Below are 17,281 nucleotides of genomic sequence, written 5' to 3' on the forward strand. Positions count from 1 at the left end.
TTTTCTATGTCATCCTTACTTGCCAATCATTATGTCAATTCAGATTATATTCAGGCCATTAAAGACTCAACGATTAACAATGGTCCTTATTATATTTTAGCGCCAGGCGTCGCCATGCCGCACGCTCGACCGGAGTGTGGTGCGTTAAAAACCGGTATGTCATTAACGCTTCTCAAACAGGAAGTGAAATTTTCCGAAGACGATGAAGGTATCAGATTATTAATCGGATTGTCGGCGGCTAATGCTGATTCACACATTGGCGCTATTCAGGCCTTAAGCGAATTATTATGTGAAGAGGAAGCACTAACCGCTTTGTTAGCGGCTAAATCAGAAAAACAATTGGCGGATATTATCGCTCAAGCATAATTAACGGTTTCCTTTCAGGACATTATTATGGAAAACAAGTCTGCTCGTGCCAAAGTCCAGGCTTTTGGTGGGTTTTTGACTGCAATGGTCATTCCCAACATCGGCGCATTTATTGCCTGGGGTTTTATTACCGCATTATTTATTCCTACTGGTTGGATGCCGAATGAGCATTTCGCTAAAATTGTCGGTCCGATGATTACCTATTTACTGCCCGTCATGATTGGCTCCACAGGGGGACATCTGGTTGGCGGGAAACGCGGTGCGGTAATGGGGGGCATTGGTTCTATTGGCGTTATTGTGGGCGCGGATATCCCGATGTTCCTTGGCGCGATGGTAATGGGGCCGCTTGGCGGTTGGGTGATTAAGCATATCGACCGTCTGCTGGAAAAACGCATTCCTGCAGGCTTCGAGATGGTTATCAATAATTTCTCTCTTGGTATTGCGGGAATGCTCTTATGCTTGCTGGGGTTTGAAGTTATCGGCCCGGCGGTTCTCATTGCCAATAATTTCGTGAAGGAGTGTATTGAAGCGTTGGTTCATGCGGGCTATCTGCCGTTGCTATCCGTAATCAATGAGCCGGCAAAAATCCTCTTTCTGAACAATGCCATCGATCAGGGGGTGTATTATCCGCTGGGGATGCAGCAAGCTTCTGAAACGGGAAAATCAATTTTCTTCATGGTGGCATCTAACCCAGGGCCGGGATTAGGTTTGTTACTCGGCTTTGCTATCTTTGGCAAAGGGATGAGTAAAAAGTCTGCGCCAGGCGCCATGATTATCCACTTCCTCGGTGGTATTCATGAACTGTATTTCCCGTATGTGCTGATGAAGCCTCTGACCCTGATCGCGATGATTGCCGGGGGAATGACCGGGACGTGGGTATTCCACCTGCTGGACGGTGGGTTAGTTGCGGGGCCAAGCCCAGGATCTATATTCGCCTATCTGGCATTAACGCCGAAAGGTTCTTTCCTCGCGACCATTGCAGGAGTCACTGCGGGAACCGTTGTTACTTTTGTTATTACCTCTGTCATCCTGAAAATGGAAAAGAACGTTGAAACAGAAAGTGAAGATGACTTTGCTGAATCAGCCAGAGCCGTCAAAGCGATGAAGCAGGAAGGGAAATTCTCTTATAAAAACATTAAACGCGTCGCTTTTGTCTGTGATGCAGGAATGGGTTCCAGTGCTATGGGGGCAACCACGTTTCGTAAGCGTCTGGAGAAAGCGGGATTGAATATTACTGTGACGCATTATGCTATCGAAAACGTTCCGCAAGATGCCGATATTATTGTCACCCATGCCAGTCTTGAAGGTCGTGTTAAACGTGTAAGTGAAAAGCCATTAGTGCTGATTAAGAACTATATTGGTGACCCATTGTTGGATGATTTATTTAAACGCATTACTGCGAACTAGCCTTCTTCTATTTTTGGAGTGAATATGAAAACGAAAGTTGCTGCCATATATGGCAAGCAGGATATTCGTATCCGCGAGTTTGAACTGCCTGCAATTACAGATAATGAATTGTTAGTAAGCGTAATATCCGATAGCGTTTGTTTGTCTACCTGGAAAGCAGCAGCATTGGGGAGCGATCATAAACGCGTACCGGACGATCTGGAAAATCATCCGGTTATTACCGGACATGAATGTGCAGGTATCATTGTTGAGGTGGGAAAAAACCTGACGGATAAATATAAGAAAGGTCAGCGTTTTGTGTTGCAACCCGCGATGGGATTGCCAAGTGGATATTCAGCGGGATACAGCTACGAATATTTTGGCGGCAATGCGACATATATGATTATCCCGGAAGTGGCGATTAACCTCGGATGCGTTTTGCCTTATCACGGCTCTTATTTTGCTGCCGCCTCATTGGCAGAACCGATGTGCTGCATTATTGGCGCGTATAACGCGAATTTTCACACCACGCCTTACGTTTATGAGCATCGCATGGGGATTAAGCCAGGGGGGAACATTGCGCTTCTGGCCTGCGCCGGGCCGATGGGTATTGGTGCAATAGATTATGCCATTAACGGGAATATTCAGCCGTCGCGGGTGGTGGTGGTCGACATTGACGAAGCACGACTGGCTCAGGCTAAAAAACTGTTGCCCGTTGAGCTGGCGGCTGAAAAGGGGATTGAGCTCATCTATGTGAATACTACTGGCATGGATTCTCCGACAGCGATGCTGCGAGCGTTAACTCATGACGCAGGTTTTGATGATGTCTTTGTGTATGCGGCAGTGCCTGCAGTTGTTGAGATGGCTGATGATTTACTCGCGGAAGATGGTTGCCTGAATTTTTTTGCCGGTCCTACGGACAGTAACTTCAAAGTGCCGTTTAATTTTTATAACGTGCACTACAACAGCACTCACGTTGTCGGGACATCCGGTGGTTCAACGGATGATATGAAAGAGGCCATTGCGCTCAGTGCAACTGGCCAACTGCAACCGTCGTTTATGGTGACGCACATTGGCGGCCTTGATGCAGTTCCGGAAACTGTTTTGAATTTACCGGCGATCCCTGGCGGTAAGAAGCTGATATATAACGGCGTTACCATGCCACTAACCGCCATTGCTGATTTTGCCGAGAAAGGGAAAACTGACCCATTATTCAAAGAACTGGCGCTACTGGTGGAGGAGACGCACGGTATCTGGAATGAAAAGGCAGAAAAATACCTTTTGGCACACTTTGGCGTTGATATCGGGGAGGCGGCGATATGATGTCGCTGGCATGGCCGCTATTTCGTATCACGGAGCAGGCTGCACTGGCAGCCTGGCCGCAAACCGGGTGCGGCGATAAAAACAAGATTGATGGTCTGGCTGTGACGGCAATGCGGGAAGCATTGAACAGTATTGCCATTCGCGGACGCATCGTTATTGGCGAAGGGGAGATTGATCAAGCCCCGATGCTGTGGATTGGTGAGGAAGTGGGAACCGGCACCGGACCTGAGGTAGATATCGCCGTTGATCCTATCGAAGGAACCCGAATGGTGGCTATGGGGCAAAGCAATGCGCTGGCCGTCATGGCGTTTGCCCCTCGCGGTAGTTTGTTACACGCCCCTGATATGTACATGAAAAAACTGGTTGTTAATCGGTTTGCGAAAGGGGCGATTAATCTGGCGCTGCCGTTGGCAGATAATCTGCGTAATGTGGCAGAGGCGTTGGGTAAACCGCTGGAGCGACTGCGGATGGTGACGCTGGATAAACCGCGCCTTCAACCAGCGATTGCCGAGGCGACACGGCTTGGCGTCAAGGTCTTTGCTCTACCCGACGGCGACGTGGCCGCCAGCGTGCTGGCCTGTATGCAGGAGAATCCTTATGATCTGATGTATACCATTGGCGGCGCGCCTGAGGGGGTTATTTCAGCCTGTGCGGTTAAAGCGCTGGGGGGCGATATGCAGGCTGAACTGATTGATTTTTGTGAAGCGAAAGGAAATAACGCAGATAATCGTCTGATTGCGGCACAGGAACATCAGCGCTGCGCGGAAATGGGCGTTGCGATCAACCGGCTCTACGCGCTGGACGAACTGGTAGGGGGAAATAAGATCCTCTTCAGCGCGACAGGAGTCACGGGTGGCGATCTTGTGAAAGGGATCCAACAGGTTGCGAATGGTGTGCGCACGCAAACTTTACTGATCGGCGGCGCGGATCGAACGTGTAATATAATAGACTCTCTGCATTCATGGTGATTTATCGAGAAACGAATGACGACGCTGACAGAAGACGATGTGCTTGAGCAACTGGATGCTCAAAATAATTTACTCTCGTTTATGACGACGGCACATAACATTTTGCTCCAGGGCATTAAGCGCTTTCTACCGTCGCTGTTCGTTAATAACGATGAAGAGATCGTGGAATATGCAGTGAAGCCGTTACTCGCCCAGAGTGGACCGCTTGACGATATCGACGTTGCGTTACGTCTGATTTATGCGTTGGGAAAAATGGATAAATGGCTTTATGCCGACATCACCCATTTCTCTCAGTTTTATAAGTACCTGAACGAGCAGGATAATATCCCCGGTTTTGCCGATGACATTACCTGGGATTTTGTCAGCAACGTGAACAGTATCACCCGTAACGCAACGCTCTACGGTGCGCTGGAGTCGATGAAATTTGCCGACTTTGCTGCGTGGTCCGAAGTGCGCTTTAGCGCAATGGTCAAGACGGCAATGACACTGGCAGTGACGGCGATTTTAAAGGAATTAACGCCGTGAAAATCAAACTAACGGTGAATGGGCTACAGGTTGAAGCACATTACCGTGATGATGAGATAGAGAACGTCCACAAACCGTTATTACAACAACTGGCAAAAATACACGCCACTCACCCGCAGCGACGAACTATCGTTTTTCTCAGCGCACCGCCTGGTACGGGTAAATCGACGCTGACCACCTTCTGGGAATATCTCTCCCGTCAGGATCCTGGCCTGCCGGAGATCCAGACGCTGCCGATGGATGGCTTCCATCACTACAACACCTGGCTGGATGCTCATAACCTGCGAGCATACAAAGGTGCGCCGGAAACCTTTGATGTGGATAAACTTGCACAGAATCTACGTCTGATAAGGGAAGGGGAGGGCACCTGGCCACAGTACGACCGGCAAAAACACGATCCGGTAGAAGCGGCCATAACAGTGACCGCGCCGATTGTGATTGTGGAAGGAAACTGGTTATTACGCGATGATGAAAGGTGGCGGGCGTTAGCTGAGTTTTGTGATTACTCGCTGTTTATTCGTGCTCCTGCCAACGCGCTCCATACACGACTGGTAGGTCGTAAACTGGCGGGCGGACTATCACAAGCTGACGCTGAGGCGTTTTATGAGCGTACCGACGGACCGAATGTTCATCGGGTACTGGAAGCGAGTCTGCCTGGTGACCTGACGCTGGAGATGCTGGAATCTGGTGAATATCGGATTGCGTGAAGGCCAATTATTCCTGTTAAGCCGTAATGATTATTACGGTTTACTGGAATAATTTCCCCCGGTCTTAGCGGGAAAAATGTGATGTACGTCAGATAACTGTTTTCTTTGGCTGGACAATCATTCCTTTTATTCCGCGTTTCGCTTATTCTAGCTGAAGCGTTTCAGTCGATTAAATGTTCGACAATTAACCAATTAGTCGCAGTTTGCGACAGGTAAGGTTTCCCTGAGCGATTTGCTGCATTACTCTGTCTGCCACATCGTTTCTGAGAAATCCTTGCAGGAGACCTATGACCGTACGCGTAGCGATTAATGGTTTCGGTCGCATCGGACGCAACGTGGTTCGTGCTTTGTATGAATCCGGGCGTCGGGCGGAAATCACCGTGGTGGCAATCAACGAACTGGCGGATGCTGCAGGCATGGCGCATTTGTTGAAATATGACACCAGCCATGGACGTTTTGCCTGGGATGTTCGTCAGGAACGTGACCAGCTCATCGTTGGCGATGACGCGATCCGCATTCTGCATGAGCGAACGCTCGATGCGCTTCCCTGGCGCGAACTGAGTGTCGACGTTGTTCTGGACTGTACGGGGGTTTTCGGCAACCGCGAACACGGCGAGGCGCATATTGCCGCAGGTGCAAAAAAAGTGCTCTTTTCACATCCTGGTAGTCACGACATCGACGCAACCGTTGTGTATGGCGTTAATCAGGATCAGCTGCGCGCTGAACACCGGATCGTTTCCAACGCCTCCTGCACCACGAATTGCATAATACCCGTCATTAAATTGCTGGATGATGCTTACGGCATTGAGTCTGGTACCGTCACCACGATCCACTCCGCGATGCACGATCAGCAGGTTATTGATGCCTATCATCCTGACCTGCGTCGCACGCGAGCGGCCAGCCAGTCTATTATTCCGGTTGATACCAAACTGGCGGCGGGCATCACGCGAATTTTCCCGCAGTTTAACGATCGTTTTGAAGCGATTGCGGTGCGTGTACCGACCATAAATGTGACGGCGATCGACTTAAGCGTGACGGTGAAAAAACCAGTAAAAGCCAGTGAAGTCAACCAGTTGCTGCAAAAAGCAGCACAAGGTGCATTTCATGGTATAGTTGACTATACGGAATTACCGTTGGTCTCTGTAGATTTTAACCACGACCCGCACAGCGCCATCGTTGATGGTACGCAAACGCGCGTGAGTGGCGCTCACCTGATCAAAACGCTGGTCTGGTGTGATAATGAATGGGGCTTTGCTAACCGTATGCTCGACACAACGTTAGCGATGGCTGCTATTGGTTTCAGGCTCGACGCTTGAGCGTCGACAAAACTTTATGAATCAACGAGAGGATTCACCATGTCTGTAATTAAGATGACCGATCTGGATCTGGCTGGTAAACGCGTTTTTATCCGTGCGGACCTGAACGTACCAGTTAAAGAAGGGAAAGTAACCAGCGATGCGCGTATCCGTGCTTCCCTGCCGACCATCGAACTGGCCCTGAAACAGGGTGCTAAAGTGATGGTAACTTCCCACCTGGGTCGTCCTACCGAAGGCGAGTACAACGAAGAATTCTCTCTGCTGCCGGTTGTTAACTACCTGAAAGACAAACTGTCTGCTCCGGTTCGCCTGGTAAAAGATTACCTGGACGGCGTTGAAGTCGCTGCCGGTGAACTGGTTGTTCTGGAAAACGTTCGCTTCAACAAAGGCGAGAAGAAAGACGACGAAGCACTGTCCAAAAAATACGCTGCGCTGTGCGACGTATTCGTAATGGACGCTTTCGGTACTGCTCACCGTGCGCAGGCTTCTACCCACGGTATCGGTAAATTCGCCGACGTAGCTTGCGCTGGTCCGCTGCTGGCTGCTGAGCTGGATGCGCTGGGTAAAGCGCTGAAAGAACCTGCTCGTCCGATGGTGGCTATCGTTGGTGGTTCTAAAGTTTCTACCAAACTGACCGTTCTGGACTCTCTGTCAAAAATCGCTGACCAGCTGATCGTTGGTGGTGGTATCGCGAACACCTTCGTTGCTGCTCAAGGCCACAACGTCGGCAAATCCCTGTACGAAGCTGACCTGGTTGATGAAGCTAAGCGTCTGTTGACGACTTGCGATATCCCGGTCCCGACTGACGTTCGCGTAGCGACTGAATTCTCTGAAACTGCACCGGCTACGCTTAAATCCGTTAGCGATGTAAAAGAAGACGAGCAGATCCTGGATATCGGCGACGCTTCTGCACAGCAGCTGGCTGACATTCTGAAGAATGCGAAAACCATTCTGTGGAACGGCCCGGTTGGCGTGTTCGAATTCCCGAACTTCCGCAAAGGTACTGAAATCGTTGCTAATGCTATCGCAGACAGCGAAGCATTCTCTATCGCAGGCGGCGGTGACACCCTGGCAGCAATCGACCTGTTCGGCATTGCTGACAAAATCTCCTACATCTCTACTGGCGGCGGCGCATTCCTCGAATTCGTGGAAGGCAAAGTACTGCCAGCAGTAGCCATGCTCGAAGAGCGTGCTAAAAAGTAAGACATTGATGGGCAGGGAAACCTGCCCAATTATTAGCGCGCTGTCGAGCGCGCCCCCTTTCCAAGGCCGAAGATACAGGACTCGCAACATGTCTAAAATTTTTGATTTCGTAAAACCAGGCGTAATCACTGGTGATGACGTACAGAAAGTTTTCCAGGTAGCTAAAGAAAACAACTTTGCTCTGCCAGCTGTTAACTGCGTTGGTACCGACTCCATCAACGCCGTTCTGGAAACCGCTGCAAAAGTTAAAGCGCCGGTCATCGTCCAGTTCTCCAACGGTGGTGCTTCTTTCATCGCGGGTAAAGGCGTGAAGTCTGACGTTCCTCAGGGCGCTGCAATCCTGGGTGCTATCTCTGGTGCGCATCACGTTCACCAGATGGCTGAACACTATGGTGTTCCGGTTATCCTGCACACTGACCACTGCGCGAAGAAACTGCTGCCGTGGATCGACGGTCTGCTGGACGCGGGTGAAAAACACTTCGCAGCAACTGGCAAACCGCTGTTCTCTTCTCACATGATCGACCTGTCTGAAGAGTCTCTGGAAGAGAACATCGAAATCTGCTCCAAATACCTGGCGCGCATGTCCAAAATGGGCATGACTCTGGAAATCGAACTGGGTTGCACCGGTGGTGAAGAAGACGGCGTGGACAACAGCCACATGGACGCTTCTGCACTGTACACCCAACCGGAAGACGTTGACTACGCATACACCGAGCTGAGCAAAATCAGCCCGCGTTTCACCATCGCAGCGTCCTTCGGTAACGTACACGGCGTTTACAAGCCGGGTAACGTAGTTCTGACCCCGACCATCCTGCGCGACTCTCAGGACTATGTTTCTAAGAAACATAACCTGCCGCATAACAGCCTGAACTTCGTCTTCCACGGTGGTTCCGGTTCTACTGCTCAGGAAATCAAAGACTCCGTAAGCTACGGCGTAGTGAAAATGAACATCGACACCGATACCCAATGGGCTACCTGGGAAGGCGTTCTGAACTACTACAAAGCAAACGAAGCTTACTTGCAGGGTCAGTTGGGTAACCCGAAAGGCGAAGATCAGCCGAACAAGAAATACTACGATCCGCGCGTATGGCTGCGTGCTGGTCAGGCAACTATGATCACCCGTCTGGAACAGGCTTTCAAAGAACTGAACGCGGTTGACGTTCTGTAATTCCGTCTGCGGACAGTAAAAATGGCTTCCTTTGGGAAGCCATTTTTTTTACTGCATAACGCAGGTTCCTTTTTCACCCGCCAGGACCTGCGGCGCATCCTTCAGGGCGCCGATAAATGCTGCGTTTCCGGTCTGTTTGACAAACTGTATCACCGCCGCCGCTTTCGGGCCCATTGCACCGTCAGGCGCGGCAAACGGCGCCAGCTCTTCTGGTGTGACATGTCGTAGCGCACGCGCCTGGGGGGTTCCCCAGTTTTCATACACGGCATCGGCGTCCGTCAGGATCAGCAGGTGGTCAGCGTTAATGGATTGCGCCAGCACGGCAGCGGTCAAATCCTTATCAATGACGGCTTCGGTTCCCTGATAGCCATCGCCTTGCGCAATGACCGGAATACCACCACCGCCACAGCAAATCACCATGTGTCCCGCATCCATCAACGTGCAGATGGCATCACTGTCGAGAATTTTTAGCGGTGTCGGGGAGGGAACCACGCGGCGAATATATTGCCCATCCGCTTTCATCTGCCAGCCATAGCGTTCTTCCAGCTCTGTCTGTTGATCCGGCTGGTAGACGGGGCCGATATATTTACTGGGGGTTGAGAAAGCGTCATCCTGCGGATCGACCTCAACGCGGGTCATCAGCGTCGTCACGGGCGCGTTACCCGTGGATGACGCCAGCGCCTGGGCAATGGCAAAACCGATCATCCCCTGACTTTCCGCAACCAGAATGTCCAGCGGCCAGGCCGGGGACTCTTTGTAAGCCGCGTTCTGTAGCGCCAGCAGACCAACCTGAGGACCGTTGCCATGAACAATGACCAGTTGATAATCACGGGCTAATTCGGATGCCATTTCGGCAAATACCTGAATACTACGCTGCTGGTTTTCTGCACTCAAAATTTCTCCGCGCTGTAATAAGGCATTGCCGCCAAGCGCAATGACAATCTTCTTTTTCATTAATGACCTCATTGTGAAAAATATCTCGTGGTCAACATAGCGTTTTATCGCTTTTATTATGTGATAAGGTCGACAACTCAAATACCTGTAAAAATATCTCGATAATTAATGATGTTTTCTGTCTCTTTATTTAAATTGCTTTGAAAGTGATTATTAGACTTTTTTTAATAATGTTGCGGCCAGTTCCCAGAAATTTATAACAATGGATTTTGTGTGATTTTGTTCAAATGAAATGAATTTTTACCCCGATATGGTAGACGCAGTTAAAACATCAAACCTCACGTATTCTGTCAGATAACATGAGGTATTCAGCGGTAATGATTACCGGGAGATTAATTATGTCTGGTTCATATGAAGTGGCTGAGGCCACAAAGAAAAGAGGAATACCGGCCTGGTGGGTCACCGTTTTTCTGTTCTGGCTGGGATGGATTTTTATGTATGCCGACCGCACGGTGCTCAATCCGGTGATGGGCGAATTAGAAAAAGAATTTGGCTTAAGCGGCACACAATTGGGTATTCTTAATTCTGTGTTCTATTTTTCTTACGCATTACTTCAGGTACCTGCCGGAATTCTGGGTGACAAAATTGGTAAGAAAAAGGTGCTGGTTCCGGGGTTTATTCTTTTTGGTGTTTTCACCGCGGTAACCGGCTGGGCAAAAAGTTGGTACACCCTGCTGTTTGCCCGCGTGGTGACGGGGGCGGGTGAAGGAACCTATTATGGTCCGCAATACGGTCTTTCCTCTGAGCAGATCCCGAAGAAGTACCGCTCTCTTGGCAGCGCAATCATCAACAGCGGTATGGCTTTTGGTATTGCGCTGGGGCTGATGACCTCAAGCTGGCTGGTATACGATCAGGGATATTCATGGCGGATGCCATTCTATGCGATGGCGGTTCCATCCGTGCTGGTTGGGGTGGCTATCTGGCTATTTGTGAAAGAGAAGAAACGTACTGCCGACGCCGATGGCGCGCCGGTTAAAAAGGGTAAATTCAGCGATCTGCTGAAAAACCGTAATTTAATTATCACCTATATTATGGTGTTCTGTAGCCTGTTCGGTTTCTTCGTTATCCTGACCTGGCTTCCCTATTATCTGCAAAATGAACGGGGTATCGCTGGCAGCGAAACCGGATTTATCTCTTCGCTGGTGGCCTGGATTTCCATTCCTGGGGCGCTGCTATTCTCCAGCCTGTCTGACAAATTAGGCAAGCGTAAACCTTTAATTATGTTCCTGGTGCCGGTCGCGATTATCAACATGTTGTCAATTATTTGGATGCCGAATATGACAGGTGTTATCACTGCGCTGTGTGTCTATGGTCTGGTGGGTAAACTGGCGCTGGATCCGGTACTGGTTGCCCTGGTAGCCGATAGCGTGGATGAAAATAATTACAGCACCGCATTTGGCTTATTTAATTTTATCGGCATGAGTTCATCCATTCTGGCACCGATTATTGCCGGGGCTGCGCGTGATATGACCGGAAGCCTGGCTTCCAGTTTCTATGTTTCAGCCGTACTGCTGGCTATTGGTTTATTCGCAATGCTGTTTTTAAAAGAACAACGCACATAAAGAGGTAGTGGTAATGATTTACGCCTTTATTAAAAAGGGAAGTTTTCAGGATTCCGTCAGCCTGATGATCATTTCCCGAAAACTCAGTGAGCGCCCGGAAGTTGATCAGGTTTCGGTCATGATGGGAACACCAGCCAATAAATCGATGCTGGATTCCACAGGGTTCTGGCACGACGACTTTGCCGATGCCACGCCAAATGATATTTGTGTGGCGGTCAGAACCGAAGGTGAGCGGCCTGAGATCCTGGATTTGATTCGTGAGCAACTGGAGAAAGAGCTAAGCGCGATCGCCAACGCGTCGGGGAGTTCACATCAACTGGTGAAAGCTCGCCGCTTCGAAAGCGCGTGCCAGAAATTACCTCAGGCCAATCTTCTGCTGGTCTCCGTCGCCGGAGAATATGCCGCATCTGTTGCCAGAGAGGGGTTGCAGGCCAATAAAAACGTCATGTTGTTTTCCGATAACGTATCGCTGGAGCAGGAAGTTGAGCTGAAAACCATGGCACGCGAGCGCGGGCTGATCGTCATGGGGCCAGACTGCGGAACGGCGATGATTGCCGGAAGCCCGTTAGCTTTTGCCAACGTCCTGCCTGAAGGCGGGATTGGCGTGATTGGCGCGTCAGGCACCGGTATTCAGGAAATTACCTCGCAGATTGCGCTGCATCAGCAGGGCATTAGCCATGCGATTGGCCTGGGGGGACGTGACCTGAGCGCTGACGTGGGCGGTATCAGCGCATTGACCGCGCTGGAGATGCTGGCTGCGGATGATGCCACGCGGGTAATGGCTTTTGTCTCCAAGCCGCCGTCTCCGCAGGTGCGAACCCGCATTATTGCTGCGATGCAAAAGGTGGGGAAACCGGTTGTCGCGCTGTTTCTGGGCAGCAAGCCGGAGCAGCGTCGCGAAGGAAACGTCTGGCTGGCGAATTCACTTTCTGATGCCGCGCGGCTGGCGGTGCTGCTGATGCGCGTGGCGCAGCAGAGACGGGCTCAGCCGGAAGTGGCAGGCAAAGGGATTTACGGCCTGTATGCCGGGGGGACGCTGGCCGCGGAAGCCGCCATGCTGCTCTCAGCGGGGCTGGGGGTTCCCGTGAGTGAAAGCCACGACCAGGGCGTGATGCTGGACGCCGGTGGTCATCGTATTGTCGACCTCGGGGACGACAGCTACACCCTGGGCAGACCGCATCCGATGATTGACCCAACCACCCGCAGCATTGAAATCGAAAAACTGGCCGCGTTTCCGGATGTCGGGGTACTGCTGCTGGATGTCGTACTGGGCTATGGCGCCTGCGCCGATCCAGCGGGGGCGGTTGTTGAGGCGGTAGATCAAGTGCGCGCCAAACGCACTGCGCCGCTGGTGGTGATTGCTACTCTGACCGGAACCGAGGGCGATCCGCAGGGCCGCAGCGAGCAGGAAGAGAAACTCCGTGAAGCCGGGGTTGCCGTGGTAGAAACCCTCGAAGAGGCGGTACTGCTCGCCGTTAGCCTGACGCATCACCAGAATCACAATATTCCACAGACGCATAGCGCGCTTCTTGCGGGCGTACAGGTTATCAACGCCGGATTGCGCAGCTTCGCGCTGGATCTGCAAAGTAGCGGTACGCCGGTTGTGCATTATCAGTGGGCGCCTGTTGCCGGTGGCAACGCCCGTCTTGCCAACTTACTCAAACAGTTACATTAAGTTCAGAGGTACGGATATGTATTCATCTATTGCACAGGCCAACGAAGCCATTATCGAACGAATTAAAGCTGCACGCCCCCACTGGGTTGCCGTGCGTCCTGCAAAAGAAGCGGTGGCCGAATTATCTTCTGGACGCAAATTACTGCACGCTGGTCCGCCGATTGCCTGGGGAGAGATGACAGGCCCAATGCGCGGAGCCTGTATTGGCGCATCGCTGTTTGAAGGCTGGGCGGTCACGGAGGAAGATGCCCTGCGGATGCTGGAGCAGGGAGAGGTCGAGTTTATTCCTTGCCACCACGTTGGCGCGGTCGGTCCGATGGGTGGTATTACGTCCGCCAATATGCCGGTGCTGGTCGTGCGTGATATCGTCCACGGCAATCAGGCCTGCTGCAACCTCAATGAGGGGATCGGCAAAGTGATGCGCTTTGGCGCTTACGGCGATGACGTGCAGAAACGTCTGCGCTGGATGCGTGATACGCTGGCGCCGGTATTGCAGGAAGCGCTCTCGCAGATGGAAAACGGCGTCGATCTGACGGCACTGATGGCGCAGGCTATCACGATGGGCGATGAGTTCCACCAACGTAATATTGCGGCCTCTTCTCTGCTGCTACGCACGCTTTCTCCGGTGATTGCCGGACTGGCGCGTCCGAAGGCGGAAATCATTGAGGTGTTGCAATTCCTGAGCGTCACCGACCAGTTCTTCCTTAACCTGGCAATGGCCTACAGTAAAGCCGTTATGGATGCGTCGGCGGAAATTAAAGCAGGTTCTGTGGTGACCGCCATGACGCGTAACGGCCGTGATTTCGGTATTCGCGTGAGCGGCACAGGCGATCGTTGGTTTACCGCGCCGGTGAACACGCCGCAGGGGCTGTTCTTTACCGGCTATAGCCAGACTGATGCCAATCCGGATATCGGCGACAGTGCCATCACGGAAACGCTGGGGATTGGCGGTGCTGCGATGATCGCCGCACCGGGCGTAACGCGCTTCGTTGGCGCGGGTGGCATGGGGGCTGCGCTGGAGACATCGGAAGAGATGGCGGAGATCTATCTTGCCAACAATCCGCTGTTCCAGATCCCGTCATGGGATTTCAAAGGGGCATGTCTGGGGCTGGATATCCGTCGCGTCGTGGAAACGGGGATTACGCCGCTGATTAACACCGGTATTGCTCACAAGGATGCGGGGATCGGCCAGGTGGGGGCGGGCACCGTTCGCGCACCGCTGCTCTGTTTTGAAAAAGCGCTTGAAGCGCTGGCGGAACTGCATCACATCACGGCATAACAACGTTGCCGGAAGGCGACGCAGTTGCGTTTTATCCGGCCTGCGAATGAGTTCATTCCGTAGGCCGGCTCGGGCGCTCTCCCTGCCATCCAGTGTCCTGGAGTGTATCGATGGTGACGATTAAGGCATTAGCCAGCGCGGGTTTTTATCGACTTCCCGATGGCGAATGGAGGTTGCACAGCCGCTTCTCGCAGGCGATTAATTTTTGCCGTCCTGACGGCGAGCTGTTGACGCTGTTTCGCTACGGAAAGGGGATGGGACCGACGGGCATGCTGCTGAGCACCACACAGTTTTCCCGCGTGGCGCATATTGAACGACTTATCAAACAGGGGAGCATCCTGCGGGGACAGGGTATAGCGCTTTGCTCGCGTCGCACACTCCGGATGTCGCTGGATCCTGCCGTACTTGCCCCTGTCGATCTCTCTTTTTGCACTCAACACAGTGGTCTTTCCGGAGCGCTGAATCAGCCACTCAATACGATGTTGCACTACCCTGAAATCATTGAGCAACTTGAGTGCTGGCATCGTGGCGTGACGCCTGACTGGCGCTGGCTGATCGGATACGGCCCAGGACTGACGCCCAGCGGCGATGATATGCTGACGGGGATGCTGGCTGTGCTGTATGCTGCGGGGCTTTCTGCCAAATTGCGCTATTTTTTACCCCCGACGGAGCAACTTGTGCCGCTCACCACGTCAGTAAGCTGTAGCTATCTGAACAGCGCCAGAGTGGGCGAATTTTCAACGCCGCTACAGAAGGTGATACGTGGTTTACAGTCCGGACGCGATCCGCATTCTGCAATCAGACGCCTGCTTGCTGTCGGGCACTCCTCGGGGGCGGACATATTGCTGGGAATCGCGATAGCGCAACGGTGGTTACAGGTGGTCGACTCAAGGGGAACGCATGCTCGATCAGGAAACAATACGCACTTTTATTCGGGTTGCACAGACGGAGAGTTTTTCCCGCGCGGCCAGCTCCCTGCATAAAACGCCCGCGGCGATTAGCTATCGCATTAAAACGCTGGAAGAGCAGGTGGGGACGCAGCTCTTTTTACGTACAACCCGCTCCGTCAGTCTGACGCTAGCCGGACAACATCTGCTTGAGCATTGTCGACAGTGGCTTAACTGGCTGGATGCAATGCCGGACGAGCTTCAGCAGATCAACGCGGGCGTTGAACGGCAGGTGAACATCGTTATCAACAATCTGCTGTACCAGCCGCAGACCACGGCAGATTTACTGACCTGGCTGCACCAACAATTTCCCTTCACCCGATTTCAAATTTCCCGACAGGTCTATATGGGCGTGTGGGATTCGCTACTGTATGACGATTTCCAATTGGCGATTGGCGTCACCGGATCGGAATCGCTCTCCAATAATATCTCTCTGTTGCCGCTGGGAGATATCAGTTGGCGGTTTGTGGTAGCGCAAAATCACCCGCTGGCCAGCCATCCAGTGCCGGTACTGTCAGACGATATGCTGCGCCGCTATCCGGCTATCAATATTGAAGATACCTCGCGTACGCTTACGCGCCGCGTCGCCTGGCTGCTTAGCGGACAAAAGGAGATCAAAGTGCCGGATCTCAGCACTAAGCTGGCCTGTCATTTAAGCGGGCTTGGCGTCGGTTTTTTACCCGAGCGGATGTGTCGTCCTTATGTTGAATCCGGGGCACTGGTTGCCCGTGAGGTGATTAATCCGCGCCAGCCATCGCCGCTCTCGATTGCCTGGAAGAATGCGGGCAGCGGAAAGGTGGTCAGTGAAATTGCGGACATTTTTAAGCAAAAAGATTCTCTGGTGAGCGGGTTCCTGCGGATGGTCGATCGACCGGCGGAGAACTGAGTTTACGGCGGTTTTTTAAGGGATCATGTTGAAAAAATGGCAGATTCGGTCTTTTTTGTTTACCTTTAATAGGGTGTTTTCGTGAGATTGATCTCGTAATTTTTTTGACATGCTCAAGGACTATTGAATGGAAGATTTGAATGTTGTCGACAGCATAAACGGTGCGGGCACCTGGCTGGTCCGCAATCAGGAGCTACTGTTGAGCTATGCCGTCAACATCGTTGCGGCCATCGCGATTGTCATTATCGGTATGATCGTGGCGCGCATCGTATCCAACACCGTTAATCGCCTGATGCTGGCGCGTAAAATTGATGCCACCGTTGCCGACTTTCTTTCTGCACTGGTGCGCTACGGTATTATCGCTTTCACGCTGATTGCCGCGCTGGGTCGCGTTGGGGTGCAAACTGCCTCCGTGATCGCCGTTCTCGGTGCCGCGGGTTTGGCTGTCGGTCTGGCGCTGCAAGGGTCGCTGTCCAACCTCGCCGCAGGCGTGCTTCTGGTGATGTTCCGTCCGTTCCGCGCGGGTGAATATGTAGACCTTGGCGGCGTTGCGGGAACCGTGCTTAACGTGCAGATTTTCTCCACAACTATGCGTACCGTAGACGGTAAGATTGTGGTGATCCCAAACGGTAAAATCATTGCCGGGAACATCATTAACTTCTCTCGCGAGCCGGTCCGTCGTAACGAATTTATTATCGGCGTGGCCTACGACTCCGATATCGATCAGGTGAAAAAAATCCTCACTGATATCATCCAGTCTGAAGATCGCATCCTAAAAGACCGTGAAATGACGGTACGCCTGAATGAGTTGGGCGCTTCCTCGATTAATTTCGTCGTACGTGTCTGGAGTAACAGCAGCGATCTGCAAAGCGTCTACTGGGATGTACTGGAGCGTATTAAGCGCGAGTTTGACGCCAACGGTATCAGCTTCCCGTACCCGCAGATGGATGTGAACTTTAAACGCGTGAAAGAGAACGCGACCGAGTAACTTCAGCTAAAAACGCCCGCCAGAGAGA

General features: G+C 52.1%; 16 protein-coding genes. 15 read left to right on the forward strand and 1 reads right to left on the reverse strand.

Translation table 11 applies throughout. The features are described 5' to 3' along the window. The first annotated feature begins 6 nt into the window (after positions 1 to 6). From cmtB to fbaA, 9 genes are all read left to right on the forward strand, one after another. Positions 7 to 366 (forward strand): PTS mannitol transporter subunit IIA, encoded by a 360-nt coding sequence (gene cmtB, locus HV037_RS04600; RefSeq protein WP_103284206.1) that lies wholly within the window; start codon positions 7 to 9, stop codon positions 364 to 366. A gap of 27 nt (positions 367 to 393) precedes the next feature. Further along, a complete protein-coding gene (locus tag HV037_RS04605; protein WP_016157435.1) occupies positions 394 to 1,773 on the forward strand; it encodes a PTS mannitol transporter subunit IICB in 1,380 nt (459 codons plus the stop codon). A gap of 24 nt (positions 1,774 to 1,797) precedes the next feature. Further along, positions 1,798 to 3,075 carry a zinc-binding dehydrogenase gene (locus HV037_RS04610; protein WP_016154383.1) on the forward strand — a complete coding sequence of 426 codons (1,278 nt, stop codon included), beginning with the start codon at positions 1,798 to 1,800 and terminating at the stop codon, positions 3,073 to 3,075. Beyond that, positions 3,072 to 4,043 carry a class II fructose-bisphosphatase gene (glpX, locus tag HV037_RS04615; RefSeq protein ID WP_103284205.1) on the forward strand — a complete coding sequence of 324 codons (972 nt, stop codon included), beginning with the start codon at positions 3,072 to 3,074 and terminating at the stop codon, positions 4,041 to 4,043. Before HV037_RS04610 ends, glpX begins: the two co-directional genes overlap by 4 nt. 15 nt (positions 4,044 to 4,058) lie before the next feature. Next, on the forward strand, positions 4,059 to 4,568 hold the full coding sequence (locus HV037_RS04620; RefSeq protein WP_103284204.1) for an MltR family transcriptional regulator: 510 nt from the start codon (positions 4,059 to 4,061) through the stop codon (positions 4,566 to 4,568). Beyond that, positions 4,565 to 5,275 carry a nucleoside/nucleotide kinase family protein gene (locus HV037_RS04625; protein ID WP_103284203.1) on the forward strand — a complete coding sequence of 237 codons (711 nt, stop codon included), beginning with the start codon at positions 4,565 to 4,567 and terminating at the stop codon, positions 5,273 to 5,275. The genes HV037_RS04620 and HV037_RS04625 overlap by 4 nt, the downstream gene beginning before the upstream one ends. Positions 5,276 to 5,562: 287 nt before the next feature. Further along, entirely contained in the window at positions 5,563 to 6,591 is a 1,029-nt protein-coding gene (epd, locus tag HV037_RS04630; protein ID WP_016154379.1) for an erythrose-4-phosphate dehydrogenase, read from the forward strand. A gap of 39 nt (positions 6,592 to 6,630) precedes the next feature. Continuing rightward, positions 6,631 to 7,794 (forward strand): phosphoglycerate kinase, encoded by a 1,164-nt coding sequence (pgk, locus tag HV037_RS04635; RefSeq protein ID WP_003027032.1) that lies wholly within the window; start codon positions 6,631 to 6,633, stop codon positions 7,792 to 7,794. A gap of 88 nt (positions 7,795 to 7,882) precedes the next feature. Continuing rightward, a complete protein-coding gene (fbaA, locus tag HV037_RS04640; RefSeq protein ID WP_003027029.1) occupies positions 7,883 to 8,962 on the forward strand; it encodes a class II fructose-bisphosphate aldolase in 1,080 nt (359 codons plus the stop codon). Between the two features lie 48 nt (positions 8,963 to 9,010). Here the strand turns inward: fbaA and HV037_RS04645 are convergent, their stop codons facing one another. Beyond that, positions 9,011 to 9,916, reverse strand: coding sequence for a carbamate kinase (locus HV037_RS04645; protein WP_103284202.1), 906 nt, complete (start codon positions 9,914 to 9,916; stop codon positions 9,011 to 9,013). A gap of 338 nt (positions 9,917 to 10,254) precedes the next feature. On the opposite strand from HV037_RS04645, the gene HV037_RS04650 reads away from it, so the two are divergent. From HV037_RS04650 to HV037_RS04675, 6 genes are all read left to right on the forward strand, one after another. Further along, positions 10,255 to 11,478 (forward strand): MFS transporter, encoded by a 1,224-nt coding sequence (locus tag HV037_RS04650; protein ID WP_103284201.1) that lies wholly within the window; start codon positions 10,255 to 10,257, stop codon positions 11,476 to 11,478. Between the two features lie 13 nt (positions 11,479 to 11,491). Beyond that, positions 11,492 to 13,153, forward strand: a complete 1,662-nt coding sequence (locus HV037_RS04655; RefSeq protein WP_103284200.1) for an acyl-CoA synthetase FdrA — start codon at positions 11,492 to 11,494, stop codon at positions 13,151 to 13,153. Between the two features lie 16 nt (positions 13,154 to 13,169). Then, positions 13,170 to 14,432: a DUF1116 domain-containing protein gene (locus tag HV037_RS04660; RefSeq protein ID WP_046274943.1), complete on the forward strand. Its 1,263-nt coding sequence runs from the start codon at positions 13,170 to 13,172 to the stop codon at positions 14,430 to 14,432. 110 nt (positions 14,433 to 14,542) lie between these two features. Beyond that, on the forward strand, positions 14,543 to 15,415 hold the full coding sequence (locus HV037_RS04665; protein WP_016154374.1) for a DUF2877 domain-containing protein: 873 nt from the start codon (positions 14,543 to 14,545) through the stop codon (positions 15,413 to 15,415). Then, a complete protein-coding gene (gene allS / locus HV037_RS04670; RefSeq protein ID WP_032931810.1) occupies positions 15,333 to 16,265 on the forward strand; it encodes an HTH-type transcriptional activator AllS in 933 nt (310 codons plus the stop codon). The genes HV037_RS04665 and allS overlap by 83 nt, the downstream gene beginning before the upstream one ends. A 127-nt stretch (positions 16,266 to 16,392) precedes the next feature. Next, positions 16,393 to 17,253, forward strand: coding sequence for a small-conductance mechanosensitive channel MscS (locus tag HV037_RS04675; protein ID WP_016154372.1), 861 nt, complete (start codon positions 16,393 to 16,395; stop codon positions 17,251 to 17,253). Positions 17,254 to 17,281 lie beyond the last annotated feature (28 nt).

Origin of the sequence: Citrobacter sp. RHBSTW-00017 (genome assembly GCF_013797615.1) — a bacterium.
Lineage (GTDB): Bacteria > Pseudomonadota > Gammaproteobacteria > Enterobacterales > Enterobacteriaceae > Citrobacter > Citrobacter braakii.